Origin of the sequence: Propylenella binzhouense (assembly GCF_009866965.1) — a bacterium.
Classification (GTDB): Bacteria; Pseudomonadota; Alphaproteobacteria; order Rhizobiales; family Afifellaceae; genus Propylenella; species Propylenella binzhouense.
Genome location: NZ_SPKJ01000027.1, coordinates 1 through 25192, shown reverse-complemented (window position 1 = coordinate 25192; position 25192 = coordinate 1). Strand labels below are relative to the sequence as shown.

The 25192-nt window shown below is 68.4% G+C and carries 22 protein-coding genes; 9 read left to right on the top strand and 13 right to left on the bottom strand.

Translation table 11 applies throughout. The features are described 5' to 3' along the window. The 3 genes from E4O86_RS09980 to E4O86_RS09970 form a co-directional block, all read right to left on the bottom strand. The gene (locus E4O86_RS09980) at positions 1 to 1029 is read right to left on the bottom strand and encodes an ABC transporter permease (RefSeq protein ID WP_205520815.1); all 1029 of its coding nucleotides are present in this window, start codon (positions 1027 to 1029) and stop codon (positions 1 to 3) included. Positions 1030 to 1035: 6 nt separating this feature from the next. Continuing rightward, positions 1036 to 1977: an ABC transporter permease gene (locus tag E4O86_RS09975; protein ID WP_161140388.1), complete on the bottom strand. Its 942-nt coding sequence runs from the start codon at positions 1975 to 1977 to the stop codon at positions 1036 to 1038. 112 nt (positions 1978 to 2089) lie between these two features. Continuing rightward, entirely contained in the window at positions 2090 to 3802 is a 1713-nt protein-coding gene (locus tag E4O86_RS09970) for an ABC transporter substrate-binding protein (protein ID WP_161140387.1), read from the bottom strand. A 276-nt stretch (positions 3803 to 4078) separates the two neighbouring features. Here E4O86_RS09970 and E4O86_RS09965 point away from each other — a divergent pair, with 276 nt between their 5' ends. Next, positions 4079 to 5620, top strand: a complete 1542-nt coding sequence (locus tag E4O86_RS09965; RefSeq protein ID WP_161140386.1) for a trimethylamine methyltransferase family protein — start codon at positions 4079 to 4081, stop codon at positions 5618 to 5620. Between the two features lie 22 nt (positions 5621 to 5642). Here the strand turns inward: E4O86_RS09965 and E4O86_RS09960 are convergent, their stop codons facing one another. Together E4O86_RS09960 and E4O86_RS09955 are read right to left on the bottom strand one after the other, a co-directional pair. Next, positions 5643 to 5978, bottom strand: coding sequence for an HVO_A0114 family putative DNA-binding protein (locus E4O86_RS09960; RefSeq protein WP_205520814.1), 336 nt, complete (start codon positions 5976 to 5978; stop codon positions 5643 to 5645). 13 nt (positions 5979 to 5991) lie between these two features. Further along, entirely contained in the window at positions 5992 to 6270 is a 279-nt protein-coding gene (locus tag E4O86_RS09955) for a toxin-antitoxin system TumE family protein (RefSeq protein ID WP_161140385.1), read from the bottom strand. A gap of 68 nt (positions 6271 to 6338) precedes the next feature. Between E4O86_RS09955 and E4O86_RS09950 the strand changes: the two genes are divergently transcribed. Next, positions 6339 to 8771 (top strand): GcvT family protein, encoded by a 2433-nt coding sequence (locus E4O86_RS09950; RefSeq protein WP_161140384.1) that lies wholly within the window; start codon positions 6339 to 6341, stop codon positions 8769 to 8771. A 22-nt stretch (positions 8772 to 8793) separates the two neighbouring features. Here the strand turns inward: E4O86_RS09950 and E4O86_RS09945 are convergent, their stop codons facing one another. After that, positions 8794 to 9378, bottom strand: coding sequence for an RES domain-containing protein (locus E4O86_RS09945; RefSeq protein ID WP_281351598.1), 585 nt, complete (start codon positions 9376 to 9378; stop codon positions 8794 to 8796). A 3-nt stretch (positions 9379 to 9381) separates the two neighbouring features. Further along, positions 9382 to 10251 (bottom strand): hypothetical protein, encoded by an 870-nt coding sequence (locus E4O86_RS09940; protein ID WP_161140382.1) that lies wholly within the window; start codon positions 10249 to 10251, stop codon positions 9382 to 9384. A gap of 307 nt (positions 10252 to 10558) precedes the next feature. On the opposite strand from E4O86_RS09940, the gene bmt reads away from it, so the two are divergent. Together bmt and E4O86_RS09930 are read left to right on the top strand one after the other, a co-directional pair. Further along, positions 10559 to 11551 carry a betaine--homocysteine S-methyltransferase gene (bmt, locus tag E4O86_RS09935; RefSeq protein ID WP_161140381.1) on the top strand — a complete coding sequence of 331 codons (993 nt, stop codon included), beginning with the start codon at positions 10559 to 10561 and terminating at the stop codon, positions 11549 to 11551. 55 nt (positions 11552 to 11606) lie between these two features. Next, entirely contained in the window at positions 11607 to 13676 is a 2070-nt protein-coding gene (locus E4O86_RS09930; RefSeq protein ID WP_161140380.1) for a CHASE domain-containing protein, read from the top strand. Here the strand turns inward: E4O86_RS09930 and E4O86_RS09925 are convergent. Both E4O86_RS09925 and E4O86_RS09920 read right to left on the bottom strand, forming a co-directional pair. Beyond that, the gene (locus tag E4O86_RS09925; RefSeq protein WP_161140379.1) at positions 13673 to 15808 is read right to left on the bottom strand and encodes a hybrid sensor histidine kinase/response regulator; all 2136 of its coding nucleotides are present in this window, start codon (positions 15806 to 15808) and stop codon (positions 13673 to 13675) included. The genes E4O86_RS09930 and E4O86_RS09925 overlap by 4 nt on opposite strands. A 193-nt stretch (positions 15809 to 16001) precedes the next feature. After that, positions 16002 to 17552: a trimethylamine methyltransferase family protein gene (locus E4O86_RS09920; RefSeq protein WP_161140378.1), complete on the bottom strand. Its 1551-nt coding sequence runs from the start codon at positions 17550 to 17552 to the stop codon at positions 16002 to 16004. A 223-nt stretch (positions 17553 to 17775) separates the two neighbouring features. Here E4O86_RS09920 and E4O86_RS09915 point away from each other — a divergent pair, with 223 nt between their 5' ends. Then, positions 17776 to 18474 carry a corrinoid protein gene (locus tag E4O86_RS09915; RefSeq protein ID WP_161140377.1) on the top strand — a complete coding sequence of 233 codons (699 nt, stop codon included), beginning with the start codon at positions 17776 to 17778 and terminating at the stop codon, positions 18472 to 18474. A 23-nt stretch (positions 18475 to 18497) separates the two neighbouring features. On the opposite strand, the gene E4O86_RS09910 is transcribed toward E4O86_RS09915, so the two are convergent. Further along, positions 18498 to 18650, bottom strand: a complete 153-nt coding sequence (locus tag E4O86_RS09910) for an EncA/B family entericidin (RefSeq protein ID WP_205520813.1) — start codon at positions 18648 to 18650, stop codon at positions 18498 to 18500. Between the two features lie 72 nt (positions 18651 to 18722). On the opposite strand from E4O86_RS09910, the gene E4O86_RS09905 reads away from it, so the two are divergent. Beyond that, positions 18723 to 19340 (top strand): DUF1638 domain-containing protein, encoded by a 618-nt coding sequence (locus E4O86_RS09905; protein ID WP_161140376.1) that lies wholly within the window; start codon positions 18723 to 18725, stop codon positions 19338 to 19340. Between the two features lie 77 nt (positions 19341 to 19417). Beyond that, a complete protein-coding gene (locus tag E4O86_RS09900; protein WP_161140375.1) occupies positions 19418 to 20659 on the top strand; it encodes an acyl-CoA dehydrogenase family protein in 1242 nt (413 codons plus the stop codon). Positions 20660 to 20702: 43 nt separating this feature from the next. On the opposite strand, the gene E4O86_RS09895 is transcribed toward E4O86_RS09900, so the two are convergent. Genes E4O86_RS09895 through E4O86_RS09885 form a run of 3 tightly spaced genes read right to left on the bottom strand, consistent with a single transcriptional unit; the run spans position 20703 to position 23676 of the window. Further along, positions 20703 to 21743 carry a sensor histidine kinase gene (locus tag E4O86_RS09895; protein WP_161140374.1) on the bottom strand — a complete coding sequence of 347 codons (1041 nt, stop codon included), beginning with the start codon at positions 21741 to 21743 and terminating at the stop codon, positions 20703 to 20705. Next, complete coding sequence (locus tag E4O86_RS09890) at positions 21743 to 22186, bottom strand: response regulator (RefSeq protein WP_246206325.1); 444 nt, start codon at positions 22184 to 22186, stop codon at positions 21743 to 21745. Before E4O86_RS09890 ends, E4O86_RS09895 begins: the two co-directional genes overlap by 1 nt. Beyond that, positions 22186 to 23676: a sensor histidine kinase gene (locus tag E4O86_RS09885; protein WP_161140373.1), complete on the bottom strand. Its 1491-nt coding sequence runs from the start codon at positions 23674 to 23676 to the stop codon at positions 22186 to 22188. The genes E4O86_RS09890 and E4O86_RS09885 overlap by 1 nt, the downstream gene beginning before the upstream one ends. A 134-nt stretch (positions 23677 to 23810) precedes the next feature. On the opposite strand from E4O86_RS09885, the gene E4O86_RS09880 reads away from it, so the two are divergent. Both E4O86_RS09880 and E4O86_RS09875 read left to right on the top strand, forming a co-directional pair. Then, positions 23811 to 24113, top strand: coding sequence for a virulence factor (locus tag E4O86_RS09880; RefSeq protein ID WP_161140372.1), 303 nt, complete (start codon positions 23811 to 23813; stop codon positions 24111 to 24113). Between the two features lie 123 nt (positions 24114 to 24236). Further along, positions 24237 to 25192 (top strand): methyltetrahydrofolate cobalamin methyltransferase (locus tag E4O86_RS09875; RefSeq protein ID WP_161140371.1); only part of this gene is annotated, 956 nt, incomplete at its 3' end.

The window sequence follows — 25192 nt, the reverse complement described above, 5'->3', positions numbered from 1 at the left end:
TCAATCCCTCAGGCTCATCTCGCGCAACCCGTCCGCCATCAGGTTGAAGCCGAGGATGAGGCTCGAGACCGAAAGCGCTGGAACCACGAGCATATAGGAGAACTTGAAGACGAGCGCCGTGGTCGACGCCTCCTTGATCATGAGGCCCCAGTCGGGGTCCGGCGGCTGCAGGCCGAGGCCGAGAAAGGTCAAGGTGGTGATGGCGACCGTGGTGTAGCCGAGCCGGAGGCAGGCATCGACGATGAGCGGGCCGCGCACGTTCGGCAGCAATTCGACCAGCATGATCCTGAGCGGCCGCTCGCCGCGCACCTGGGCCGCATGGATGTAGTCGCGCGACTTCACGTCGAGGGCGAGGCCGCGGACGATCCGCATGATCGCTGGCGCCGACGAGAAGGTGACGGCGATCACGATGTTGAAGCCGCTCTGCCCGAGATAGTTCAGAATCAGGATGAAGAGCACCATCACCGGGAAGGAGAGGAGCACGTTGCCGACGAAGGAGACGACCTCGTCGCGCCAGCCGCCGCGATAGCCGGCGATGAGCCCGAGCATGGTCCCGACCAGGTAGGCGGCCGCGGTTGCCGTGATGCCCCAGACGAGGACCCGCTGGCAGCCCCAGATCGTGCGGGCGAGCAAGTCCCGCCCCCGCATGTCGGTGCCGAGCCAGAAGAAGATGCCGTTCCGCTCGGTGAACGGCGTCACGAACGGGGCGACCGGCTTGTTGGGGTCGAGGAGCGGCAGGTAGGGCGCGGAAACGGCGAGCAGGATCCAGAAGAAGACCAGCGTGAGCCCGGCGACGGCAATGGTCGATTCGCGCCATGTGCGCGCCGCGACGGCATAGAGCAGCAGCGCGGCGGGGATGGCCGGGATGAGGACGTAGGACCTGTAGGGCCCGAGCTCGCGGCCGAACATGACATAGGCGACGAGCGGCACCCAGATCAGGAGCAGCAGGGCGAGCGCGAACCGCGGCCTGGCGAGGCGCGCAAGCACCGGGACCGGCGGTGACGGCAGCGGTTCGGCGATGGCGCTCATGCCCGGCTACCCGAACCGGATGCGCGGATTGAGGAGGACGTAGCCGATGTCGGAGATGAGCTGCGACAGCACGGCCACGAGCACGGCGGCGAGCGTCGCCGCCTGGACGACATAGAGGTCGCCGAAGAGCGCGGCATCGAGAAGGAGCTTCCCGAAGCCGTTGTACTGGAAGAACACCTCCACCACCACGACGCCGGAGAGGATCCAGTTGAGCTGGAGGACGATGACCGTGAAGGGCGCGATCAGCGCGTTCCTCAGCACGTGCCGGATCACCACGCGGCGATAGGGCAGCCCCTTGAGGATGGCTGTGCGAACGTATTGCGACTGCATCACCTCGGCGACGGAGGCCCGCGTCAGCCGCGCCACATAGCCGAAATCGTAGAGCACCAGGGTGAGCGCCGGCAGGACGAGAAATTCGAGCCCGTCCCCGCGCGACTTCGCCGGAAACCAGCCGAGCCAGAGTGCGAATATGACCGTCAGGAAGATCGCCGTCGCGATCTCCGGGATCGAGGTGAACAGGACGGCCAGAAAGGAGATCGAGCGGTCCTGGAAGGAGCCCTCGCGGATGCCCGCCATCACGCCGGTCACGAGCGCGAGCGGGATCATGATCACGAACACGCAGAGGGCGAGCTTGCCGGTGTTGAGGAGAGCCCGGCCGAGCAGCGGCCCGACATCGGCGCTCTTCTGGAACGAGCGCCCGAAATCGCCGCGCGCGATGCCCGTCAGCCATTTCCAGTAGCGCTCGGCGAACGGAACGTTCAGCCCCTTCCGCTCGAGCCAGGCCTGGTAGTCGGCCGGCGAGAGGGTCTGCACCGCGAACCCGCCGAGTTCGTTGACCGCGAGCTGCCGCTTGAACTTCGGGCTGTCGAAGACGCCGAAAAGGATCAGCGACACGGCCACCATGATCAGCATCATCTGTGCGAGGCGGCGCAGGATCAGCTTGAGCATGCGGCGTCGCGCCCCCGGTCGCGGGCGGCGCGGACCGCGCGCCGTCCGGCAGGAACCGCGCAGGCGTCCGCAGCGCCCACGCCCCGGAGCGCCGCGCACATGCCGGCGCCCCTCAGCTCTCGATCCAGACCTTGTTGAACTGGTGGTAGAGCGTCGGATGCGGCGGGTAGTTGTGCACCTTCTTCGAGGCGGCGGTGTAGACCGGGCGCCAGATCGGCAGGATGACCGGGACATCGTCCTGCAGGATCCGCTCGACCTTCTCCATGAGCGCCTTGCGCTTCTCCACGTCGAGCGTCGCCTCGGCGGCGTCGAGCGCGGCCTCGAACTCGGGGTTCGAGTAGCGCGTCTCGTTCCACGCCACCCCGGTGCGATAGGCGAGCGACAGCACCATCGTGCCGAGCGGCCGGTGCGTCCAGGCCGTGCCGCCGAACGGGGTCTCCGTCCAGATCTCCCAGTATTTCGCCTGCGGCATCACGTTGACATTGATGCGGATGCCGGCCTCCCGCGCCTGGTCCCGCATCGCCTCCGCAACCGCCTGGTGCCACGGCCCGTCGGTGTTGCCGATGTCGATGCTGACCTCGAGGTCCTCCTTACCGGCCTCGGCGAGGAGCGCCTTGGCGCCCTCCACGTCCCGCGCGAGCGCCGGCAGCGGGAAATATTCCGGATGGACGGGCGCGACGTGGAAGTTCTGGCCGACATCGCCGCCTTCCGGAAAGACGAGCTCCTTGATGCGGGCATTGTCGAGCGACTTGGCGATCGCCTGCCGCACCTTCTTGTCGTCGAAGGGCGCCATGTCGACCCGCATCTTGCAGGCGAGCGTCTGCGCGGTGCGGATCGGGATCACCTCGGCATCGGTCAGGGACTGGGCGAGCGGCATCTGCTCGACGCCGAACTCGTAGAGCGCGTCGGCCTGCCCGGAGGCGAGCGCCGTCAGCTGGTTGTCCGAATCGTAATGGAGGTAGTGGATCTCGTCGAGATAGACGTCGCCGCCCCAGTACTCGACGTTCTCCGGCTTCTTCAGGATGCAGCGGTCGGAGACGGCGAACTCGGCGAGGGTGAACGGCCCCGTCCCGATCGGATTCTGGTCGAAGGGCGGCTTGAAGCTGCGATGCACGATCGCCGTCGGATAATTGTAGAGATCCTCCGGCACCGACAGCACCGGCTTCGTCAGATGCAGCGTGACGGTGTGGTCGTCGACCCGCTCGATCGACCCCTCGATCATCCGCGAGCTCTTCTTCGGCGTGCCGTCGTCGTTCTTCTCGCCGGTATCGACCTCCTCGGTCATCGCGGCGAAGGTGGAGAGGCCGGCGTTCGAGGAGGCGACCGCCGGGTCCATCCAGCGCGTGAAGTTGAAGATCACGTCGTCGGCGTTGAAATCGTCGCCGTTGTGCCATTTCACGCTTTGGCGCAGATGGAAGGTCCAGGTCTTGAGGTCGTCGGACGCCTCCCAGCTCTCGGCCAGCATCGGATGCGTGACGTTGTCCGGGTCGGTCAGCGTCATGTACTCGATGATGTGGCGGCTCTGGTTGGACATCTGGGTCCAGGAATAGGTCGCCGGATCCTCCATCTTCTGGACCTGCATCGCGACCCGCAGGATCCCGCCGCGCTTCGCGCTCGGATCGTCCGGCACGAAGGGCAGCGCGGAACTGCCCTGCGCATGCGCGGGGGCGGGCAGGCCGGCCATCGCATAGGCGGCCCCGGCGCCGACGCCGAGCAGCGCCGCCACGCGGATGAAGTCGCGGCGGCTCATCCGTCCGCGCTCCATCAGGTCACGCGCCTCGCCCACCTTGGGATGAATTCTGACGGCTTCCCAGTTGTCGGACATCGCGCTGTCTCCCTCGGCCGTATCCCTTTTGCGCAAGGTAACATGCCGCCAGCGGAGCCGCGCAACCCCGCTTGATCATCTTTTCCGGAACCAGGCCTTCCCGGCGGAGCATCACATCGCCATTACGCAAGTCCATGTCGCTGCGGGATCGGTCGCGCATTTGTTCAGGGCCTCTGCTACGGGAAATCGAGGCGGCCCGGTCGGCGCGGCGGGATTATTCGGACGCGGATCGGCGGAACGAGCGGGGCGAGAAGCGTGTCATCCTCCGACATCCGCATGCCCGGGCGAAGATCGGGCGGCCGCGCCGGCAACGCCCGGCGCCTCGCAGGCTCGGCCATCCGGCAGCTCCCGTGGCGAATCCCGCAGAACCGCGACCGGCCGACCGAGCCGATCGATGCGGAGGCGCTCCATCGCATCCATGACGGCGCGATGCGGATCCTGGAGGAGATCGGCATCCTGTTCCTCAACGAGGAGGCGCTCCGCGTGCTGGCGGAGGCAGGCTGCGACGTCGACCGGGAAAGCGCGCGGGTTCGGATGGACCGCGGCTTCGTCATGGAGCAGGTGGCGAAGGCGCCGGAGAGCTTCACGATAACGCCGCGCAACCCGGCGCGGGAGGTCGCGGTCGGCGGCGACGCGATGCTCTTCGTCAATGTCTCCAGCCCGCCGAACGCGATGGACCTCGACCGCGGACGCCGCCCCGGCGACCGGGCCGCCTTTCAGGACCTCCTGAAGCTCACGCAATATTTCAACTGCGTCCACCTCGCCGGCGGCTATCCGGTCGAACCGACGGACATCCACCCTTCGGTCCGCCACCTCGATGCGCTCTATGACAAGCTCACGCTCACGGACAAGGTGGTGCACGCCTATTCGCTCGGGCCGGAGCGGGTGGAGGACGCGATGGAGATGGTCCGCATCGCCGGCGGGCTCAGCCATGCGGAATTCGAGGCGCGCCCGCGCATGTACACGAACATCAACTCGTCCTCCCCCCTGAAGCACGACTGGCCGATGCTCGACGGCGCGATGCGCCTCGCCCGCCGCGGCCAGCCGGTCATCGTGACGCCCTTCACCCTTGCCGGCGCGATGGCGCCGGTCACGCTCGCCGGCGCGCTCGCGCAGCAGACGGCCGAGGCCCTCGCGGCGATCGCGCTCCTCCAGTGCATCCGGCCGGGCGTGCCGGTCGCCTACGGCTCGTTCACCTCGAATGTCGACATGAAGTCGGGCGCGCCGGCCTTCGGCACCCCGGAATATATGCGCGCGACGCAGATCTCCGGGCAGCTCGCGCGCTTCTACAAGCTGCCGCTCCGCGCCTCGAACGCCAACGCGGCCAATGCGCCGGACGCGCAGGCGGCCTGGGAGAGCGCCTTCTCGCTCTGGGCCTGCGTCAGCGCCAAGGCGAACGTCGTCTATCATGCCGCCGGCTGGCTCGAGGGTGGCCTGATCGCCTCCTACGAGAAGTTCGTGATGGATTGCGAGATGCTGCAGCAGATCATGCACTACATGGAGCCCGTGCCCTGCACGGATGCCGACGTCGCCATCGAGGCGATCGCCGAGGTCGGCCCGCGCGGCCACTTCTTCGGCGCGACGCACACCCAGGCGCGCTACGAGGCGGCCTTCTACGCGCCGTTCCTGTCCGACTGGCGCAATTACGAAAGCTGGTCAGCCTCCGGCGCGCAGCAGACGCCCGAACGCGCCAACCGGATCTGGAAGCAGATCCTCGCCGAGTTCGAGCCCCCGCCCCTCGACCCGGCCGTCGAAGAGGAGCTCCGCGCCTTCGTCGAGCGCCGCAAGCGCGAGGGCGGCGCGCCGACGGACTTCTGACCGTGCGCCGGCCCCAAATCTCTCAAGCGGCGGCCTCGAGGGTAACGTCGATGTGCACGCTCCTGAACGGGAAGATGATCCGCCGGTCCTCGGTACTGAACAGAACGCCGCAACTCAGGAGATCGCGCACATCGGCATACACCTCGTCCGGATCGCGCTCCAGGCGGCGCGCCAGTTCCTCCACCGTGAGCGCGCCTGCCCCGGCCATCCGCCGCACCAGCTCCCAGCGGGCCGAGGTCATGACCGAAAAAAGGCTTTCGACGCTGGGAAAATCGATGCGCGCGCCCTGCGGCTCGCCGCGGAAGGCCGCCTTCACCCGCTCGTCCGCCTTCTCCGGCGAGGACACGCCGAAGGTCACCGTGCCCAGAGCCTCAGCGGCTTCTTCCGACGTCAGCCCAGAAATCTCCCAGAAGGGTTTCAATGGTGGTGAAGGTATAGGGTACCTCCCGTCCGCCGACGTGCTTGTGGTCCCCTTTTCCTGCTTCGTTGTCATAGCGCAGAACGCACTCGTCGTTGTTCACGTAGGCCAGCCGGTACTTGTACGGATGAGAGGAGCCCAGCACCGGCTTCGGCACCCGCCAGACAACAAGCTCGGCGAAGCGCCCCTGATCCAGATGCTCGCGCAAAGCCACGACCAGGATGGCCTTCATTTCGCGGATGGTACCAGCCTTTCCGATATCTTGTCGACTTGCCCAAATCGCTTCGGGAGAGCAGGCCCATGAAATCCCATGCTCGGGTCGTCGTGATCGGCGGCGGGGTCGTCGGCTGCTCGGTGCTCTACCACCTCACGAAGCGGGGCTGGACGGACGTCGTCCTGATCGAGCGGAGCGACCTCACCTCGGGCTCGACGTGGCACGCGGCAGGCGGCTTCCACACGCTCAACAGCGATCCGAACGTCGCCAGGCTGCAGGCCTACACGGTGAACCTCTACAAGGAGATGGAGGCGATCTCCGGCCAGTCCTGCGGCCTGCACCTGACCGGCGGCCTCCAGCTCGCCGACACGCCGGAGCGGCTCGAATGGCTGAGGATGGCGCATGCCCGCGGCCGCTATCTCGGCATGCAGACCGAGATCATCTCGGCCGCCGAGGCGAAGGCGCTGCTGCCGCTCATCGACGAGGCCTCGTTCGTCGGCGCGATGTGGGACCCGATCGAGGGGCACCTCGACCCCTACGGCACGACGCACGCCTACGCGAGATCGGCCCGGATCGCGGGCGCCGAAATCCATCTCCATGCGCGCGTCACCGAACTCGCGCAGGACGCCGACGGGTCCTGGACGGTAACGACCGAAAGCGGCTCGATCCGGGCCGAGCACGTGGTGAATGCCGGCGGCCTCTGGGCGCGCGAGATCGGCCGCATGGTGGGTCTGGAACTGCCGGTGCTCGCCATGGAGCACCATTACATCCTCACCGAGGACATGCCGGAGGTGGCGGAGATCGTCTCCTCGACCGGCAAGGAGATGGTCCACGCGATCGATTTCGGCGGCGAGATCTACACGCGCCAGGAGCGCGGCGGCATGCTGCTCGGCACCTACGAGAAGGCCGCGACGCCCTGGTCGCCCGAGGCGACGCCCTGGGATTTCGGGCAGGAGCTGCTCCAGCCGGACCTCGACCGCATCGCCCCCTCGCTCGAGATCGGCTTCCGGCACTTCCCGGCGCTCCAGCACACCGGCATCCGGCGGGTGGTGAACGGCCCCTTCACCTTCTCGCCGGACGGCAACCCGCTGGTCGGACCGGTCCGCGGGCTCACGAACTTCTGGTGCGCCTGCGCCGTCATGGCGGGCTTCAGCCAGGGCGGCGGCGTAGGGCTCGCGCTCTCCAACTGGATGGTGGACGGCGATCCGGGCTTCGACGTCTGGGGCATGGACGTCGCCCGCTTCGGCGACTGGGCGACGCCCCGCTACACGAACGCCAAGGTGCGGGAGAACTATTCCCGGCGCTTCCGCATCCGCTTTCCGAACGAGGAGCTGCCGGCCGCGCGGCCGATGCAGACGACGCCGCTCTATGACAGGATGCTCGCGCAGGGCGCCGTCATGGGCGACAGCTGGGGCCTGGAGACGCCGCTCTGGTTCGCTCCGCCGGGCACCGAGCCGAAGGACGTCATCTCCTTCCACCGGTCGAACGATTTCGCGCATGTCGGCCGCGAGGTCGCGGCGGTGCGCGACAGGGTCGGCGTCACCGAGATCGCGAACTTCGCGAAATACGAGGTGACCGGCGCCGGCGCGGCGGCCTTCCTCGAGAGCCTGCTGACCAACCGCATGCCGAAGGCCGGGCGGATCGTCCTGAGCCCGATGCTCAACGAGCGCGGCAAGCTGATCGGCGATTTCACCGTCGCGAAGGCGGCGGAGGACCGCTTCCTCGTCTGGGGCTCCAGCCAGGCGCAGATCCATCACATGCGCTGGTTCGAGCGGCATCTGCCCGGGGACGGCTCGGTCGCCGTCGCGCCGCTCGGGATGCGCCTCGTGGGGCTGTCGGTCGCGGGACCGCAGGCGCGCGCCGTGCTCGCCGGGCTTGCGGACACGGACATGTCGGCCGAAGCCTTCCGTTTCCTCGACATGCGCGAGACCTATGTCGCCGGCGTCCCGGCGATCGTGAACCGCCTCACCTATACCGGCGACCTCGGCTACGAGATCTGGGTACGGCCGGAATATCTCCGCCGCCTCTATGCGGCGGTGATGGAGGCGGGCGCGGCCTTCGGCATCGCCAATTTCGGGATGCGGGCCCTCCTCTCCATGCGGCTGGAAAAGAACTGGCCGACCTGGGCGCGCGAGCTGCGCCCGATCTACGGACCGTTCGAGGCCGAAATCGGCCGGTTCGTGAACTTCGGGAAGGGTGCATTCATCGGGCGCGAGGCGGCGCTCCGCGAGAAGGAGGAAGGCGGCAAGCTCCGCCGCGTCACCTTCTCGGTCGAGACCGGCGACGCGGACGCGCTCGGGGACGAACCGGTCTGGCTCGAAGGCCGCGTAATCGGCTGGGTCACCTCCGGCGGCTATGCCCATCATGTCGGACGGTCGCTCGCCCAGGCCTATGTTCCGCGCCACCATGCGGCGGAAACGGTCGAGGGCTACGCGATCGAGATCCTCGGCGAGCGGCGGCCGGCGCGGATCGAGCGCGATCCGCTCTTCGATCCCGAGGGGCTCAGGATGCGGAGCTGAGGAGCATGCCCGGAGACCCGGCTTACTTGAAATAGTCGATGTCGTACTTCTCGATCAGGCGCCACACGTCGGCAAAGTCGATGAGGCGCTCCGTCGATGCAACCTCCAGGCAACCGACCCGCTCGAACAAGGCGTAGCCGATCTCGTCATTGTCGTGCCTGACCCGGTAGCAGATGCCGGCAGGCGTCAGGGGGTGCTCGAACAGAGCTGCGGCCCAGCCCTGGGAGAGCCCGTAATTGCGGGTACTCGCCACTTCCGCGGTCGCGCGGATCACCGCAAGGCCGTCGCCGTGGAACTTCACGCAACCACATTCGGCAGGGACGCGCAGCCGGGAAATGGCGCGGTCCTCGAGCAGCCGGCGATCCACCGGGTCGCCCCGCCCGAACGTTTCGACGAATGCCCCGTCGGCCGCCGCCGCGGCGTAAAGGACGCCGGTGTGATATGGCGCGTCGAACCGGTACCTGCCCGATCTGCCGAAATATACCGGGCTCATGCCGACCGGGTGGACGCGCCACAGGACCTCGTTCGCTCGTAGATCGCTTCGGCGATAGGCTCGATCTCGCAGGTCTTCGGGAGGCCAGGGCGGATCGCCGAAGCCTGTGTGCATCGATCACCGCGCCCCCTGTTCCCCGACCTCCCGAGCTTCGGCCACCACCTGTTCGATATCGCCATCCCTGAGGGCGGCGAAGGCGGACCGACCGCCCAAAGCGTCCCTGCTTCTCAAGAGCCACTGGAGCAGCGCCCACCCGTCCTCGTAGGGCAGACTGGAGAGCACTTCATCCAATCCTCCTATAGGAGTATTCTCGTCAAACTGCAACTCTGGGTAAAGCCAATTTCGCGCCCTGCGCACGCCGAGCACCTGCCTTTTCCGCCTCTTCTGGTCGAGCGCCTGGCGGCTGATCTGCAGGCGCTCGGCCGCCTCCCCGGCCGAGAGGAGTGTGATCCCCTTTGCCAGGTCTTCGCGCTTCCGAAGCGTGCGGCGCCAGCTCTCCTCCTCCTGGACGGCCTGGTCGTGACCGCTCCGGGCGGCGCGCGCGAGATGGGCCAGCAAGGTTTCGATGGGGTAGCCCGCCAGCCGCGCGAGATCGGCATCGTCGAGCCCGTCCAGGATCCGGCCGATTCCGGTCGCGAGGCGCGCATAGAGTTCCTCGCGTGCGGGGCTTGGAGGATCGCGCAGAGGCGCGAAGGCGGCGCCGCACACGGCATAGATCACCAAGCGCTGGGGGTCGAAGGCGATGCGGGGCGCATCGAGGGCCATGAAGCGGAGAGAGTCCGCAACCCTGCCGAGGTCGGTTTCCATCTCGTCGCCCGGTTCCGGCCAATCGGCGTTGGTCTCCGCGGCACGAACGATCTCGAGGCTCTGCTCAAGGACTTCGCCGGCCCTTTGGAACGAGGCCCGTCCGAAGCGGGCCGCCATATCGGCCATCGGATCGTCGGCGCTTATCGGGGTCGGCACGAGCCTGGCTGCAAATTCGCTCATCGCAGGTCTCCTTTCAGGTCTGGATGACTGACCGCTTCTAATAGCAACTTGGCAACATACGGTAAAGTTGTGGATCGCTTATTCGTTGCATCCCGGATGAGGGTTCGACTTCTCCGTGCGACCGGGACGCGCCCCCGGCGCCGGCACGGGAGCCGGCATGCACGGCGCCTTTGCACCCGCGACCTCCCGACACGACATTGAGCGGGGCGGGCCGGCACGCGTTCCGATCCGCGCCCGATTGCGCTGTCTGCGCACTTGCAGCATGGCAGCAAAGGTGCTCTAGCCGGACCGACAGGATTTGGTGACGATGACCTCACTTCAGCAGATGCTCGCGGAGCGTCCCGTTCTCCTTGCGGACGGCGCCACGGGCACGAACTTCTTCGACATGGGGCTGACGGCGGGCGATCCGCCGGAGTTCTGGAACGTCGACCATCCCGACCGCGTGAAGGCGCTCCACAGCTCCTTCGTCGAGGCCGGCGCCGACATCATCCTCACCAACAGCTTCGGGGCGAACCGGCACCGCCTCAAGCTCCACAAGGCGCAGGACCGCGTCTTCGAGCTCAACAAGCGCGCCGCCGAACTCGCCCGCGAGGCGGCCGAGCAGGCCGGGCGGCCGATCGTGGTCGCCGGGTCGATCGGCCCCACCGGCGAGCTCTTCCAGCCGCTCGGCGAGCTCACCGAAGCCGAGGCGGTCGACGCCTTCCGGGAGCAGGCCGAGGGCCTCAAGGCCGGCGGCGCCGACGTGGCATGGATCGAGACCATGTCGGCCGTCGAGGAAATGGTCGCGGCCGCGAAGGGCGCCATCGCGGCGGGGCTCCCCTACACCGTGACCGCGAGCTTCGACACCGCCGGCCGGACGATGATGGGCCTCGCGCCCTCGGCGCTTCCGGAGATCTTCGGGACGCTCCCGGTTCCGCCGGTGGCGATCGGGGCGAATTGCGGCGTCGGCGCCTCCGACCTCCTCGTCTCAGTGCTGGCGATGGCGGAGGCGGCCTCCCCGGTTCCCTTCATCGCCAAGGCGAATGCCGGCATCCCGCAGTTCCGGGGCGAGCACATCCACTATTCCGGAACGCCGGAACTGATGGCGCAATATGCGCGCTACGCCGTCGATGCCGGCGCCCGCATCGTCGGGGGCTGCTGCGGCACCACGGCCGTCCACCTCGCCGCGATGCGCAAGGCGCTCGACGAGCACAGCCCGGGCGCGCGCCCCGACCATTCCATGATCGAGGCCGCCGTCGGACCGCTGACGTCGCGTCCCAAGGCGGACGCCACGCCCCGCCGCCGCGGCCGGCGGCAATGACAGGGAGCCGGCGCGTCTCGTCCGAGGCGCCTCGGTTCCCGAACGCGGCCGGGCCATGACGGACACGCGGGAGAACCGCCCCGCCGGCCCTTCCCTCCTCGCGCGGCTCGGCGGCGCCGACGCCCACATCCCGGTTGCTGTCTTCGTTCTCGGGCTGCTCTTCACGCTGCTCGTGACGCAGGTCGTCCGGGAAGTGCTCGCATCCCGCGACATCCAGCGATTTCGCGAGGTGGTCGGCATCGCCCACACGACGATCGAAGCCAAGATGGCGACGATCATCGCGGTGCTGCGCGCCGGCGTCGGGCTCTACAACGCGGTCGGTTCGGTCGACCGCGACCAGTTCCGGCGGTTCGCCGACGAGCTCGGGCTCGAGACCACCTATCGCGGCGTTCTCGGCTACGGCTTCGTTGAGCGCGTCGAGCCGGCACGGATCGAGGCCTTCCTCGCCGCGCGCAGGGCTGAGGGCGAGCCCGCATTCCGGATCGAGACGGAGGGGACTTCCGGCACGCGCTACGTCGTCACCTATATCGAGCCGGATTCCGAACCCAATCGCGCCATCCTCGGCTTCGACATCGGCTCGAACCCCGAGCGCCTCGCGACGATGGAGTGGGCCCGCGATTCGGCGTCCCCCGCCGCCTCCGGCCGGCTCGACCTGATGCCGGACCACAGCATCGGCCCCCGTTCGGAGTTCCTGATCTACGCTCCCGTCTACCGCGGCATCGGCACGCCCGCGAGCCTCGAGGAGCGGCGCCGCCTGCTCGAGGGCTTCGTGTTCAGCCGGTTCGACACCAAGGACCTGCTGGAGAGCACGCTCACCGCGGGTCTGCGGACGCAAATCTCGTTCAAGGTCTTCGAGGGTCCGCCCGTGGTGGCGAACCTTCTCTACGGCTCGCAGCCTGCCGACGGAGAGGACGCGGCCGGCCACGATTACGCCGAGATGCGGGCGCTGAGCTTCGCGGGCGTCACCTGGACGATCGACTATCATTCGCGGCCGGGCTTCGACGCCTCCTCGCCCGCCGATCTCGCCCGCGTCCTGCCGACGGCGGGCGCCATCCTCAGCCTCCTCTTCGCCACCATCGCCTTCGCCCAGGTCAGGTCGCGCCGCGCCGCGATCGAGGAGGCGGCGATGCGCCGCCGCGCCCAGGCGGCAGTCGCGGAGCGCGAGACCCGGCTGCGCCGGATCATCGACAACATGTACGCGCTGGTCGTGGTCCTCGACCCGGAGGGCAAGGCGGTCGAGGTGAACAGTGCGCCGTTCGGCGTCCTGAAGGTCGAGCGGCGCGAGGTCCTCGGGCGACCGTTCTGGGAGCTGCCCTGGTGGGCCGGCTCGCCCGGCCGGCAGAGCCAGATCGAGCGCGCCGTGAAGCGGGCCGCGGCAGGCTCCGTCGTTCGCGAGGACGTCGAGATCGGCGCGGCCGAGTCGGCATCGGTTCTCGACATGCAGTTCGCGCCGGTGCGCGACGATACCGCCCGCGTGCGCTTCGTGGTCCTCTTCGCGGTGGACGTCACCGACCGCAAGCGCTCCGAGGAGCATCGGCAGACGCTCCTCTCGGAGCTGAACCACCGCGTGAAGAACACCCTCGCCATCACGCAGTCGCTCGCGCGCCAGACCGGCGCGCGCTCCACTTCGGTCGAGGAGTTCCTGCCCGCCTTCCAGGGCCGCCTGATGGCGCTCGCCGCCGCCAACGACCTCCTGACGCAATCGGGATGGCGGACGGCGCGTCTCGACCAGATCGTGGCGATGGCGCTCCGTCCGCATCTCGTGCAGCCCGACGGCCAGCTCAAGGCGGACGTTCCCGCCGCCGAGCTGCCGACCGAGCTGGCGCAGGACCTCGTGCTGATCTTCCACGAGCTTGCGACCAACGCGCAGAAATACGGTGCCCTCTCCAGCGAGGACGGCGTCGTCGCCATCACCGGGACGATCGACGAGACCGCGTTGCACCTCCTGTGGTCGGAGCGCGGCGGGCCGGCGGTGCGTCCGCCGGAGAGCCAGGGCTTCGGCTCGACGCTCCTCGAGGCGCTCGTGCACACGCGGCACCGCGGCGAGGTGGAGTTCGCGTGGGATGCGAGCGGAATGTCGTGCAGCATCCGGATCCCGCGGGAGCAGCTCGCGGAGCAATCCTAGCTGTTCAGCCCCGCGGCGAGCGGAGCGGCCTCGCTCCGGACGGGCTGCTCCGATCCCTCTTCCAGCGCTCCCGAGACCGCCGACCGCAGCTGATCCAGGCTGAAGGGCTTCCGCAGCACCGTGTAGCCTTCCCGCACGGCCTGCTCGGCGCTGCTGCTGTATCCGGTGGCAAGCACGATCGGGAGGCCGGGGCGAAGCCGCCTCACCTCGCGGGCGAGGTCGAGCCCGGTCAGGCCGCCCGGCATCAGGATGTCGGAGAAGACGAGGTCGAACGCCTCTCCGGCGCGGATGCGCGAAAGCGCCTCGGCCCCGCCGGCGACGATCGTCGCGTCCGCCTCGAGCTCAGCGAGATAGGCCGAGGTCACCTCGGCCACAGACGCATTGTCCTCCACGACGAGGACCCTCAGCCCGGGGGCGACCGCCGCGACCGCATCGGCCGGGGCGGAACGGGGCGCGGCGGCGCCCCGGCTGCAGGGCAGGTATATCGTCACCGTCGTACCGCGGTTCGGTTCGCTCCTGATGGTGACGGTGCCGCCCGATTGCCGGGCGAATCCGTAGACCTGGCTCAGGCCCAGGCCGGTTCCCCTGTCGATCTCCTTCGTCGTGAAGAACGGCTCGAAGACGCGGGACAGGATGTCCGGCGGGATCCCGGTTCCGGTATCGGCGACCGCGATGCTCAGGAACTCGCCTGTGAGCCCGTCCACCGAGGACTCGCCCTCCAGATGCTGCTGCTCGAGGCGGATCGACAATTCGCCGCCGCTCGGCATGGCGTCGCGCGCATTGACGGCGAGATTGATGAGGGCGAGCTCGAACTCCGCCGGATCCACCGTCACCGGGCACGAATGCGGCGGCAGATCGAGCCTCACGGTGATGTCGCCCCGGATCGAGCGCTGCAGGATTTCCTCCAGCTCGGGGATCCGCTGCGCGAGGTCGATCGGAACGGGCGCGAGCGCCTGCCGCCTGGAGAAGGAGAGCAGCTGGCGCGTCAGGCTCTCGCCCCGCTCGGCCGCCGTCGCGATCATGTCGACCATCCTGAGCTGCTGGGGGTCCGTGATCCGCCGCCGCAGGCGGTCGGCCCCGCCGGAGATGACCATCAGCAAGTTGTTGAAATCGTGCGCAATCCCCCCGGTGAGCTGGCCGATCGCCTCGAGCCGCTGCGACTGCCGAAGCGCGGCTTCCGCCGCCTCGCGCCGCTCGGCCTCGTCGTAGAGGCGCCGCGTCCGCTGCATTGCCATCCAGAGCACGCCGAAGATCACCAGCGAGGCCGGCAGCCCGAACGCCAGGTGCGATGCGAGCCCCCGCAGCCATTCGCTGCGGATCGCGGCCGTCTCCGTTCCGGCCACCAGGTAGATCGGCAGCCTGTCCAGCTTCCGGAAGCCGAAGCGGCGCTCGATGCCGTCGAGCTGGGCCACGGCGGTGTAGGACCCGCGTTCCCTCCCCCCTGCCGCCTCGCTCGCCAGGCGGCTCGCCGTCAGCCCGACCCTTTCCTCGGGCTTCGCCACTTCGGGGAAGCGCGCCAGCAGCGCCCCGTCGGCGCGGATCATGCCGAAATAGCTGCCGCTCGTCCGCGCGAGCTGCGCGTAGAAGCTCTCGAAATCGGCAGGTCTGAGCGACACGGTGATCACGCCGCCGAAGCTGCCGTCGGGCATGGGCCTCCGCCGGCTCATGCTGAAGAACGGCTCCGCATCCGAGAACCGGGGGAGGTTCACCGAACCGATATAGATGCCCGTCGCCGGATCGAGCTGCGCCCGGAAGTAATCGCGGTCGAGGACCGAGCCGGAGCGCGGCGCGGGATAGAGATAGTCCGAGACGAGGGGGCGGCCCTCCGCGTCCATGATCCAGAGCGAATGGATGATCGGGATCGGCTCGGACATGGCCGCCAGCCGGGCATGCAGCCGCGCCTCGTCGCGGCGGATCTCGTCGTCGGACATGCCGCGCGTGAGCTCGGCCACTTCGTGGCCGACCAGCTCGCCCGTCTGGAACATCCTCTGGGCGTGTTCGTTCAGAACGCCGAGGGACGCCTCGATCCGCTCGTCGGCGACCCGCCAGGTGCTTCGGTAGCTGGCCCACGCCAGATAGACGAAGAGCGCCGCCGGCAAGGCCAGCGACGCCACCATCATCCATCTCAGCAATCTCAGCGCTGCCCTGCGCGCGGTGCGCAATTGTCTATCCAGGCTTGTTGTTGGTCGCGCACGCTATATCCCCCGCGAGCGCCTGACGAGACCCTAATGTCTTGAAATCGCCGGCGCGGCGCGAGCGTACGCCGGACGACCCTTGTAGCTGCGGGATCTCGCGGCCCCCGTCGGGGCCGGCCGGGGTGTCGGTTCAGGCGAAGGCGTCCGGCATGGAGGCCTTCCGCCGGGCGATGAAGTCGAGCAGCTCCTCCTCGACGGCCTGATCGAGCGGCGGGGCTTCGTATTCGGCGAGCCATTTCTTGAAGAGGGCATTGCCGCGCTCCTCGGCGGTCTTCTCGCCTTCGGCGAGCCATTGCTCGAAGGAATTGTTGTCGGCGACGGTCGATCGGTAGAACGCCGTCTCGAAATTCGCCTGGGTGTGGGCGCAGCCGAGATAGTGGCTGCCGGGACCCACCTCCCGGATGGCGTCGAGGGCTTGGCCGTTCGCGGAAAGATCGACTCCCTCGCAGAAGCGCTGCTGCATCGCGAGCTGGTCGCAATCCAGCACGAACTTCTCGTAGCCGGAGACGAGGCCGCCTTCGAGCCAGCCCGCCGCATGGAGCACGAAGTTGGTGCCGGCGAGGACGGTGCCCGTCAGCGTGTTCGCGCTCTCATAGGCCGCCTGGGCATCGGCCGTCTTCGCCGCGCACAGCGCGCCGCCGGTGCGGAAGGGCAGCCGGAGCCGACGCGCGAGCTGGGCCGCGCCGTAGGAGACGAGCGCCGGCTCGGGGGTGCCGAAGGTGGGCGCGCCGGACTGCATCGAGATCGACGAGGCGAAGCAGCCGAACACGACGGGCGCGCCCGGGCGGCAGAGCTGGGTCAGCGCGGCACCGGCGAGCACCTCCGCCAGCACCTGCGCGAGCGTGCCGGCGACGGTGACCGGCGACATCGCTCCGGCGAGGATGAAGGGGGTTACGATCGTGCCCTGCCCGGCCCGCGCATAGGTCTTGAGCGCGCCGAGCATCGTGCCGTCGAAGACCATCGGCGAGTTGGCGTTGATGAGGGAGATCATCACGCAGTTCTCGGCGACGAAGTCCCGGCCGAACACGATCTCCGCCATCGCGACGGAATCGGCGGCGCGCTCGGGATGCGTGACCGATCCCATGAACGGCTTGTCGGAGTAGCGGACATGGCTGAAGACCATGTCGAGATGCCGCTTGTTCACCGGGATGTCGACGGGCTCGCAGACCGTCCCGCCGGAATGGTGGATCGCCGGCGCCATGTAGGCGAGCTTCACGAAATTGCGGAAATCCTCGATCGTGCCGTAGCGGCGGCCGCGGTCGAGATCGCGCACGAAGGGCGGGCCGTAGACCGGCGCGAAGACGGTCGCGTCGCCGCCGATCCGCACCGATCGCTCCGCGTTGCGGGCATGCTGCACGAACTCCGGCGGCGCCGTCGCAAGCAGGCTCCGGCAGAGCCCGCGCGGGAAGCGGACGCGGGTGCCCACGACGGTCGCGCCGGCCTCGCGCCAGAGCGCGAGCGATTCCGGGTCCTCGCGGAACTCGATCCCGATCTCCTCGAGCACAATGTCGGCATTCCGCTCGATGAGGGCGAGACCCTCTTCGTCGAGCACCTCGTAATTCGCGAGCCGGCGGCGGATCGGCGGAAGCTGGACGGCGCCTCCGCCCTGCCGGCGTGCGCGCCTGGCTTCCGCGCCACCGCCACGCCGCCTGCGGACCCCGTCCGCCTCGCTCGTCACCATCCGGCAATCCTCGCGCGCCTAAGGGCGCGGAATCATTGCTAGCAGCGCCGCGCCCGTCCGCCGCTCCGAATGCGGCAGGACGTGACGCGTCTGGATGTCCGGCGGCCGTCCGGGGTCGCAGTGCGGCGGGCGCGAGGTCGCTCCGCAAGCAGTTTGCAATTGCGGCCGGGGCGTATATTCACGGGGCGCCCGCGCCCCCGCGCGCACCTTTCCGGAGCTTTCCATGGCCGACGAGGACATCGATCTCAGTGCGCTTTCCGACGACGAACTCGTCGAGCAGATGCACGACGATCTCTATGACGGCCTGAAGGAAGAGATCGAGGAGGCCGTCAACATCCTGCTCGAGCGCGGCTGGGCGCCCTATGACGTGCTGACCAGGGCGCTCGTGGAAGGCATGCGCATCGTCGGGGACGACTTCCGCGACGGCATCCTGTTCGTCCCGGAAGTGCTCCTCTCGGCGAACGCGATGAAGGCCGGGATGGCGATCCTGCGGCCGCTCCTGGCCGAGACGGGGGCCCCGAAGATCGGCAAGATGGTGATCGGCACCGTCAAGGGCGACATCCACGACATCGGCAAGAACCTCGTCGCGATGATGATGGAAGGCGCCGGCTTCGAGGTGATCAACCTCGGCATCAACAACCCGGTGGAGCACTTCCTCGCGGCGATCGAGGAGCACAAGCCCGACATCATCGGCATGTCGGCCCTGCTCACGACCACCATGCCGTACATGAAGGTCGTCATCGACACGCTGAAGGAGAAGGGCGTACGGGACGACTACATCGTCCTCGTCGGCGGCGCTCCCCTCAACGAGGAATTCGGGAAGGCTGTCGGCGCCGATGCCTATTGCCGCGACGCGGCCGTGGCGGTCGAGACCGCCAAGGATCTCGTCCGCCGCAAGCACAACAAGCCGCCGCCGGGGTGACCCGGTTCAGGCGGCCCGCGGGACTACTGCGCCACCGTCTGGGCGGCGCCCTCGACGGCGTTCGCCGTCTCCTTCACGTCCTGGCCGGCGCCTCGGATGGTATTCTCGCAGGCGCTGAGCGCGACGGCAGCGACGAGAAGCGCCGCCATCGAAGCCAATCTCGCACTCGTTGACATGAGCCGTTCTCCTTACGACGTTGCGGGGGAAACCCGGTCTGTCGCGAACGGAATTGCAGAAGGAACGTTCCCGTGAACAGCACCAGGCCGGATGATGCCCGGCCGGCTTCCGGCGCACTGGTCATCGCGTGCGGCGCCCTCGCCCGCGAGATCGGCGCCGCGCTGCGCCTGAGCGGGCTCGATCACGTCACGCTGACCTGCCTGCCCGCCCTCCTCCACAACCGCCCGGAGCGGATCGCGGAGGCCGTCAGGGGCGCGGTCCGGGAAAATCGCGGCCGCTACAGGACGATCGCGGTCGCCTACGCGGATTGCGGCACCGGCGGCGCGCTCGACGCGGTCTGCCGCGAGGAAGGCGTGGAGCGCATTCCCGGACCGCACTGCTATGCCTTCTTCTCCGGCACCGAGGCGTTCCTTGCGCGCGGGGACGCGGACATGGACGCCTTCTTCCTCACCGACTTCCTCGCCCGCCAGTTCGATACGCTGGTCGTCGAGGGGCTCGGGCTCGACCGCCATCCGGAACTGCGCGACCTCTATTTCGGGAACTACCGGCGGCTCGTCTACCTGGCGCAGACCGACGATGCCGGCCTGGCGGCCAAGGCCGCGGCGGCCGCGGAACGCCTCGGCCTCGCCTTCGAGATGCGCAGGACCGGCCTCGGTGACCTCCCCGCCTTCCTCGCCCGCCTCGCCTGACATCCCGGCTAGCGCCGCCTCTTCTTTTCGTGCAAACGTTCGCACGACGGCGAGAACCGCAATTCGGGGAGGAGCGGATGAACTGGGAAGAGAGCGATCTGTCAGACGAGCAGAAGCTGACGCGGCAGACCTGCCGCGCCTTCATCGACGACGTGGTGCACCCCTTCATCCGGGCCAACTGGCGGCAGGAATGGTCGATGGACCCCGAGGGAAGGCTGCCTCCGGAGATCCTGGAAGGTGCCGATGCGATCGGCATCCGCACGCTCGCCGTTCCGGAGGAGTTCGGCGGGACGCAGCTCGATCCGGAGACCGAGGTGCAGACCTTCGCCATCATCTCGGAGGAGATCGCGCGCGGCGATTCCGGCCTCGCCGACAAGCTGGTCCAGAACTGGAAGGTCTCGGTCCTGCTGCGCAACCTCGCGCCGCGCCACCTCCAGGAGGAATGGTTTCCCCGGCTGATCGCCGATCCGCAGTTCCTGCTGGCACACTGCCTGACCGAGCCGCGCGGCGCTTCCGACCGCTGGCTGCCCTACAACGTGCCGGAAGCGGCGATGCAGACGCGCGCGGCGCGCCGGGACGGCGGCTGGGTGATCAACGGGCGCAAGCAGTTCATCTCGAACGGCTACGACGCCTCGCTCTATGTCGTCTACGCCAACACCGACCCGAGCGTCGGCATGCTGCAGGGTACCTCGAGCTTCCTCGTCCCGCGCGACACGCCGGGACTGACGGTGACGAAGTGCAACGAGACGATCGGCTGCCGTTTCATGAACAACGGCGAGATCGTTTTCGAGGACTGCTTCGTGCCGGACGACCACCTGCTCGTCGCCGGCGACGCACTCTCCAAGGCCGGCATCTACTTCAGACCCGGCAAGATCATCCAGGCCGCGAAGAATCTCGGCGTCGGGGTCGCCGCCTTCGAGCGCACGTCGGACTACGTCCAGAGCTACGTCCAGGGCGGACGCATCCTGATCAAGCACCAGGCGGTCGCGATCCGGCTCGCCGACATGGCGATGCGCATCGCCGCCGTCCGCAGCCTTCTCGTCCAGGCAGCGCGCGCCGTCGACCGCAAGGATCCGGACGGCGAGACGCTCTGCAACATGGCCAAGGTCTTCGCCAGCGAGGAGATCATGCATGTCTGCCAGCACGCGATGGAGCTCCACGGCGGCAACGGCGCAATGCTGGAATTCGGGATCGAGAAGCTCTTCCGCGACGCCTCGATCTTCCTTCACATGGACGCGACCGCCGACATTTCGCGCCTGAAGATCGTGAAATCCATGTTTCCGGAGACGGCCGGGCGCTATGCCGGCCCGGAGGCCTGAGCGTCCGCGCCACCGCAGCCGGCCGGGAAGGCGGAGAGCCCGGTCAGACCGGGAAGCTGATCATCACCCGCGTGCCGGGATGGCCGGCATCGAAGACCACCTCGGAGCGCAGGTTGGCGGCCATCGCGTCGACGATCCGCGAGCCGAGGCCGGTGCCCTTCGGCGCGCCCGCCGCGTCGAGGCCGATGCCGTCGTCCTCGACCACGAGGCAAAGCCCGTCCCCCTCGCCGGTCCGCCGGAGACTGACCCTTATCTCGCCGGCATTTCCCTCCGGGTAGGCGTATTTGTAGGCGTTCGTCACGAGTTCGGTCACGACCACGCCCATCGAGACCGCCTTGTCGGTCGGCACGGGCACCTTCTCGATTTCCGTCCTGATGGCGTGCGGGCGGCCGGAATCGCGCATGGCCGCCTCGAGCTCGCCGACGAGGTTGCGGAGATAGGCGTCGGCATCGACGTAGCGGACGTCGTCCGACGTGTAGAGGCGCCGATGGATCCCCGCGATCGCCGAAATCCGCGCCTGCGTCTCCTTGAGCGCCTCGACCGCCCCGGGATCCTGCACGGCGGCCGCCTGCATCCGCACCAGAGCGGCGACCAGCGCGAGGCTGTTGCCGACGCGGTGGTTGACCTCGCGCAGAAGCATCTCGGCATGGTCGCGGGCTTCGCGCACCGCGCGCTCGGCGGCATCCCGCTCGCGCTTCAGGCGCGCCTGATCGATCGCCCCGTCGATCGCCGCGCCGAGGAGTTCGAGGAAGTCGCCGGCGACGTCCTTGACGACGTAATCGGCGGCGCCCGCCTTGAGCGCCGCCACCGCCACGCGCGTGTCGCCGGAGCCGGTGACGTAGACGACCGGCGGCGGGTCCTCGAGCCTGCCGAGCTCGCCCAGAAAATCGAGCCCGCTCAGGCGGGGCATGTGATGATCGAGGCCGATCGCGTCGATGCCGCCCGCGCGCACACGCCTGAGCGCGTCGATCCCGTCGGGAGAATGCTCGACGGTATAGCCGCGGCGCTCGAGCGCCTTCTGCACGAGGCGCGCTATGCCGGGATCGTCGTCGACGTAAAGGACGCGAACGCCCTCGTGCGACATCAAGGTGCCTCCGGAACCTGCATCACCGAGAAGAACAGGCCGAGCTGGCGGATCGCGTTCGCGAAGCCTTCGTAGTTCACCGGCTTCGTTATGTAGACGTTCGCGCCGAGTTCGTAGCAGCGCTGGATCTCGCGCTGGTCGTCGGTCGTGGTGAGCACCACGACCGGCGCGAGCCTGGTATGCTCGTTGGCCTTCACCTTGGCGAGAATGTCGATGCCGGTCATGTCCGGCAGGTTGAGGTCGAGCAGCACCAGAAGCGCCCTGTTGCGGCTGACCTCGCCGCTGCCGTCCGATCCGAGCAGGAACTCGAGTGCCGACGTTCCGTCCTGGAACGTCTTGATCTCGTTGTTCACGCCGGCGCGGCGGATGTTGCGCTCGATCAGGCGCGCATGCCCTTCGTCGTCCTCGACCATTACGATGGTCACGGGGGTCGCGATGTTCATCACGCGGCTTCCTTGCGGTCGTGTGGGAGAATTTTGGGGAGCCTTACCCGAAAGGTCGTGCCCCGTCCAAGCTGCGATTCGAAGTCGATGTCGCCGCCGAGGCGGCGAACGAGCGTGCGGACATGCGGGAGCCCGATACCTTCCCCGGGCTTGTCCTGGGCGCCGGCACGCCGGAAGAGCTCGAACACGCGCTCGCGATCCTCGGGCGCGATCCCGCGGCCGTTGTCGCGGATCTCGTAGAGCACGCCCATGCGCGTCTCCTGTCCGCTCACCACGACGTGGCCCGGGCGATCCTTGGCGAGATACTTCACCGCGTTGTCGATCAGATTTCCGAAGATCTGCTCCAGCGCCACGCGATCAGAAATAATGCTGGGCAGCGGCTTCTGCACTTCGATTTCGCCGCCGTTCTCGGCAACTTGATGGCGGACCGAGTCGGCCGCGGTCTCGACGAGCGTCTCCACGTTGACGCGCTCCGCGTTGAGCACGCGCCGGCCCTCCCGCGAGAGCTTCAGGATTGCGCCGATCAGGCTGTCCATCTTGCTGGTCGACGACCTGATGAAGCCGAGCGCCTCGGGCAGCTCCGTCTCGATGGCAAGCTTCGCCTCGCGCGCGGCGAGATCCTCCTCGTCGAAGGCGACGGTTGCCATGTAGTCCCGGATCGCCGTGATGCCGGTCTCGAGCTCGCTGGTGAAGCCCATGATGTTGACGAGCGGGGCGCGGAGATCGTGGCTCACGATATAGGCGAAGCGCTGCACCTCCTCGTTGGCGCGGGCGAGTTCGCCGGTCCGCTCCGCCACGCGCTCCTCGAGCGTCGCGTTGAGCGCCTGGATCTCGCCGCGTGTCCGCTCGAGATCGCGCGTATAGCGGAACGCAAGGAACACGGACCCGCCCGCGACGATGACGATCATGACCGCGCCGACGATAAGGACCCATGTCAGCCGGCTCGCGCTCGCGAGCATGGCGAGCGAATTGGCGCGCAGGCGCTCGTCGACATCGCTGATCAGCTCCTCGGAGATTGCGCGGATCGAATCCATCAGCGCCTTGCCGCGGTCGGTCCGCAGTACCGCGATCGACTCGGCCGTCCGGCCTTCGTCCATCAGCGCGACAACCTCCTGCATCGCTTCGAAGCGCTGCCGGACCGTGTCCGCGAGGACCTCCACCCTCTCCTGATATTCCGGCACCTCGCGGGCGCGGTCGCGCAGCACCGCCACCTCGCCGCGGACGCGCTCCATCGCGTTCTGGTAGGGAGCCAGATATTTCTCCTCCCGGGTAATGAGGTAGCCGCGCTCGCTGCTCTCCCCGTCGAGGACGGTCGTCGTCACATTGCGCGCGGCCGCACGGAACTGCTGCCACTGCACGAGATCGTCGGCGAGCGTGTCGGTCCTTTCGACGAGCCAGAGCGCGGTCGCCACGATGCTGAGGAGAATCAGCAGTCCGAGCACGAGGAGGCCGATCGTGGCCCGGACAAAGGCGGTGTTGGTCAACGGCATGCGGCGCACACTAGGGGGAGTCGCGGGCGACGCAATATTCTTTGTTGCACCTCGGGCGATCCCGCTCGCGGGCTCGCGGCCGGGCGGCGGGCGGGGTATGGCCTGCGAAACGAACGACGGAGCGGAGAGCGCGGATGGCTGATCGGATCATCGTCTACTGGCGGGACATCCCGGCCCAGGTGATCGTCAAGGCGGGCCGGAAGGCCGCCAAGCGCGAGCTGCCGGAACGGTTCATCCAGGCGGTCGACCGCTGCGCGATGAAAGTGGGCGCCCGCGACACCGACGCCTATCTGGCGGAGTGGCGGCGCGGGACGCCGGAGCCCTGCGGGGACGATCTCGAAGCGGAGGCCGATGCGAGCCTCCTCCGTCTCGAGAGCGAATACGGGGCGGACCGGCTTCGCCGGCTGATCGAGAGCGACGGCTGGGAAGGGGCCTAGCCGAGCATGCCGGCACCGCGGCGCGGAATGCATCGCGGCGCGGAATGCATCGCGGCAGCCCTTGAGCGCAGCGATATTTGCATATAAAGACATCTTTATGTTGACACGTCGGCAGGCAGAGACATGACCCGAACCGTTCTGGCGTCGGCGACCCGCGAGGTCGCCATCGGATTCGACCAGCCCTTCTGCGTCATCGGAGAGCGCATCAATCCGACCGGCCGGAAGAAGCTCGCAGCGGAGATGGTTGCGGGGAACTTCGAGACGGTGGCGAAGGATGCGCGCGACCAGGTCGCCGCCGGGGCGATGGTGCTCGACGTCAATGCCGGCGTGACCGCAGTCAACCCGAACGAGACCGAGCCGCCGCTGCTGCGCCAGACCGTCGAGCTGGTGCAGGGCCTGGTCGAGGTGCCGCTCTGCATCGATTCCTCCGTGCCGGCGGCGCTGAAGGCCGGGCTCGAGGTCGCCAAGGGCCGGCCGCTCGTCAATTCCGTCACCGGCGAGGAGGACCGCCTCGAGCTGATCCTGCCGCTCGTGAAGAAATACGACGTGCCGGTGATCGCGATCTCCAACGACGAGACCGGCATTTCGGAAGATCCCGACGTCCGCTTCGCCGTCGCCAAGAAGATCGTCGAGCGCGCCGCCGATTACGGCATCAAGGCGGCCGACATCGTGGTCGATCCGCTGGTCATGCCGATCGGCGCGATGGGGACGGCCGGCCTGCAGGTCTTCGCCCTGGTCCGGCGGCTCCGCGAGGAACTGAAGGTCAATACCAGCTGCGGCGCCTCGAACATCTCCTTCGGCCTGCCGCACCGGCACGGCATCAATGCGGCGTTCCTCCCGATGGCGATCGCCGCCGGCATGACCTCGGCGATCATGAACCCGCTCCGCCCCCAGGAGATGGAGGCCGTGCGCGGCGCCAACGTGCTGATGGGAACGGACCGCGACTGCATGACCTGGATCCGGACCTACCGGGACCGGCCGGCGGGCCAGGCTGCGGATGTGCAGGCGACCGGCGGCGAGGCCGCCCATGCCGCGGCCGAGGTCTCCGGCGGGCGCCGCCGCGGCGGGCGCGAGGCGCG

What these genes read in the sequence shown, in the direction of transcription:
- E4O86_RS09965 (WP_161140386.1), top strand. Translation starts at nt 4,079, where the DNA reads ATGCCCGGGCGAAGATCGGGCGGCCGCGCCGGCAACGCCCGGCGCCTC.
- E4O86_RS09910 (WP_205520813.1), bottom strand. Translation starts at nt 18,650, where the DNA reads ATGTCAACGAGTGCGAGATTGGCTTCGATGGCGGCGCTTCTCGTCGCT.
- bmt (WP_161140381.1), top strand. Translation starts at nt 10,559, where the DNA reads ATGACCTCACTTCAGCAGATGCTCGCGGAGCGTCCCGTTCTCCTTGCG.
- E4O86_RS09950 (WP_161140384.1), top strand. Translation starts at nt 6,339, where the DNA reads ATGAAATCCCATGCTCGGGTCGTCGTGATCGGCGGCGGGGTCGTCGGC.
- E4O86_RS09885 (WP_161140373.1), bottom strand. Translation starts at nt 23,676, where the DNA reads ATGCCGTTGACCAACACCGCCTTTGTCCGGGCCACGATCGGCCTCCTC.
- E4O86_RS09945 (WP_281351598.1), bottom strand. Translation starts at nt 9,378, where the DNA reads ATGCACACAGGCTTCGGCGATCCGCCCTGGCCTCCCGAAGACCTGCGA.
- E4O86_RS09930 (WP_161140380.1), top strand. Translation starts at nt 11,607, where the DNA reads ATGACGGACACGCGGGAGAACCGCCCCGCCGGCCCTTCCCTCCTCGCG.
- E4O86_RS09970 (WP_161140387.1), bottom strand. Translation starts at nt 3,802, where the DNA reads ATGTCCGACAACTGGGAAGCCGTCAGAATTCATCCCAAGGTGGGCGAG.
- E4O86_RS09915 (WP_161140377.1), top strand. Translation starts at nt 17,776, where the DNA reads ATGGCCGACGAGGACATCGATCTCAGTGCGCTTTCCGACGACGAACTC.
- E4O86_RS09940 (WP_161140382.1), bottom strand. Translation starts at nt 10,251, where the DNA reads ATGAGCGAATTTGCAGCCAGGCTCGTGCCGACCCCGATAAGCGCCGAC.
- E4O86_RS09900 (WP_161140375.1), top strand. Translation starts at nt 19,418, where the DNA reads ATGAACTGGGAAGAGAGCGATCTGTCAGACGAGCAGAAGCTGACGCGG.
- E4O86_RS09880 (WP_161140372.1), top strand. Translation starts at nt 23,811, where the DNA reads ATGGCTGATCGGATCATCGTCTACTGGCGGGACATCCCGGCCCAGGTG.
- E4O86_RS09955 (WP_161140385.1), bottom strand. Translation starts at nt 6,270, where the DNA reads ATGAAGGCCATCCTGGTCGTGGCTTTGCGCGAGCATCTGGATCAGGGG.
- E4O86_RS09975 (WP_161140388.1), bottom strand. Translation starts at nt 1,977, where the DNA reads ATGCTCAAGCTGATCCTGCGCCGCCTCGCACAGATGATGCTGATCATG.
- E4O86_RS09890 (WP_246206325.1), bottom strand. Translation starts at nt 22,186, where the DNA reads ATGAACATCGCGACCCCCGTGACCATCGTAATGGTCGAGGACGACGAA.
- E4O86_RS09920 (WP_161140378.1), bottom strand. Translation starts at nt 17,552, where the DNA reads ATGGTGACGAGCGAGGCGGACGGGGTCCGCAGGCGGCGTGGCGGTGGC.
- E4O86_RS09895 (WP_161140374.1), bottom strand. Translation starts at nt 21,743, where the DNA reads ATGTCGCACGAGGGCGTTCGCGTCCTTTACGTCGACGACGATCCCGGC.
- E4O86_RS09980 (WP_205520815.1), bottom strand. Translation starts at nt 1,029, where the DNA reads ATGAGCGCCATCGCCGAACCGCTGCCGTCACCGCCGGTCCCGGTGCTT.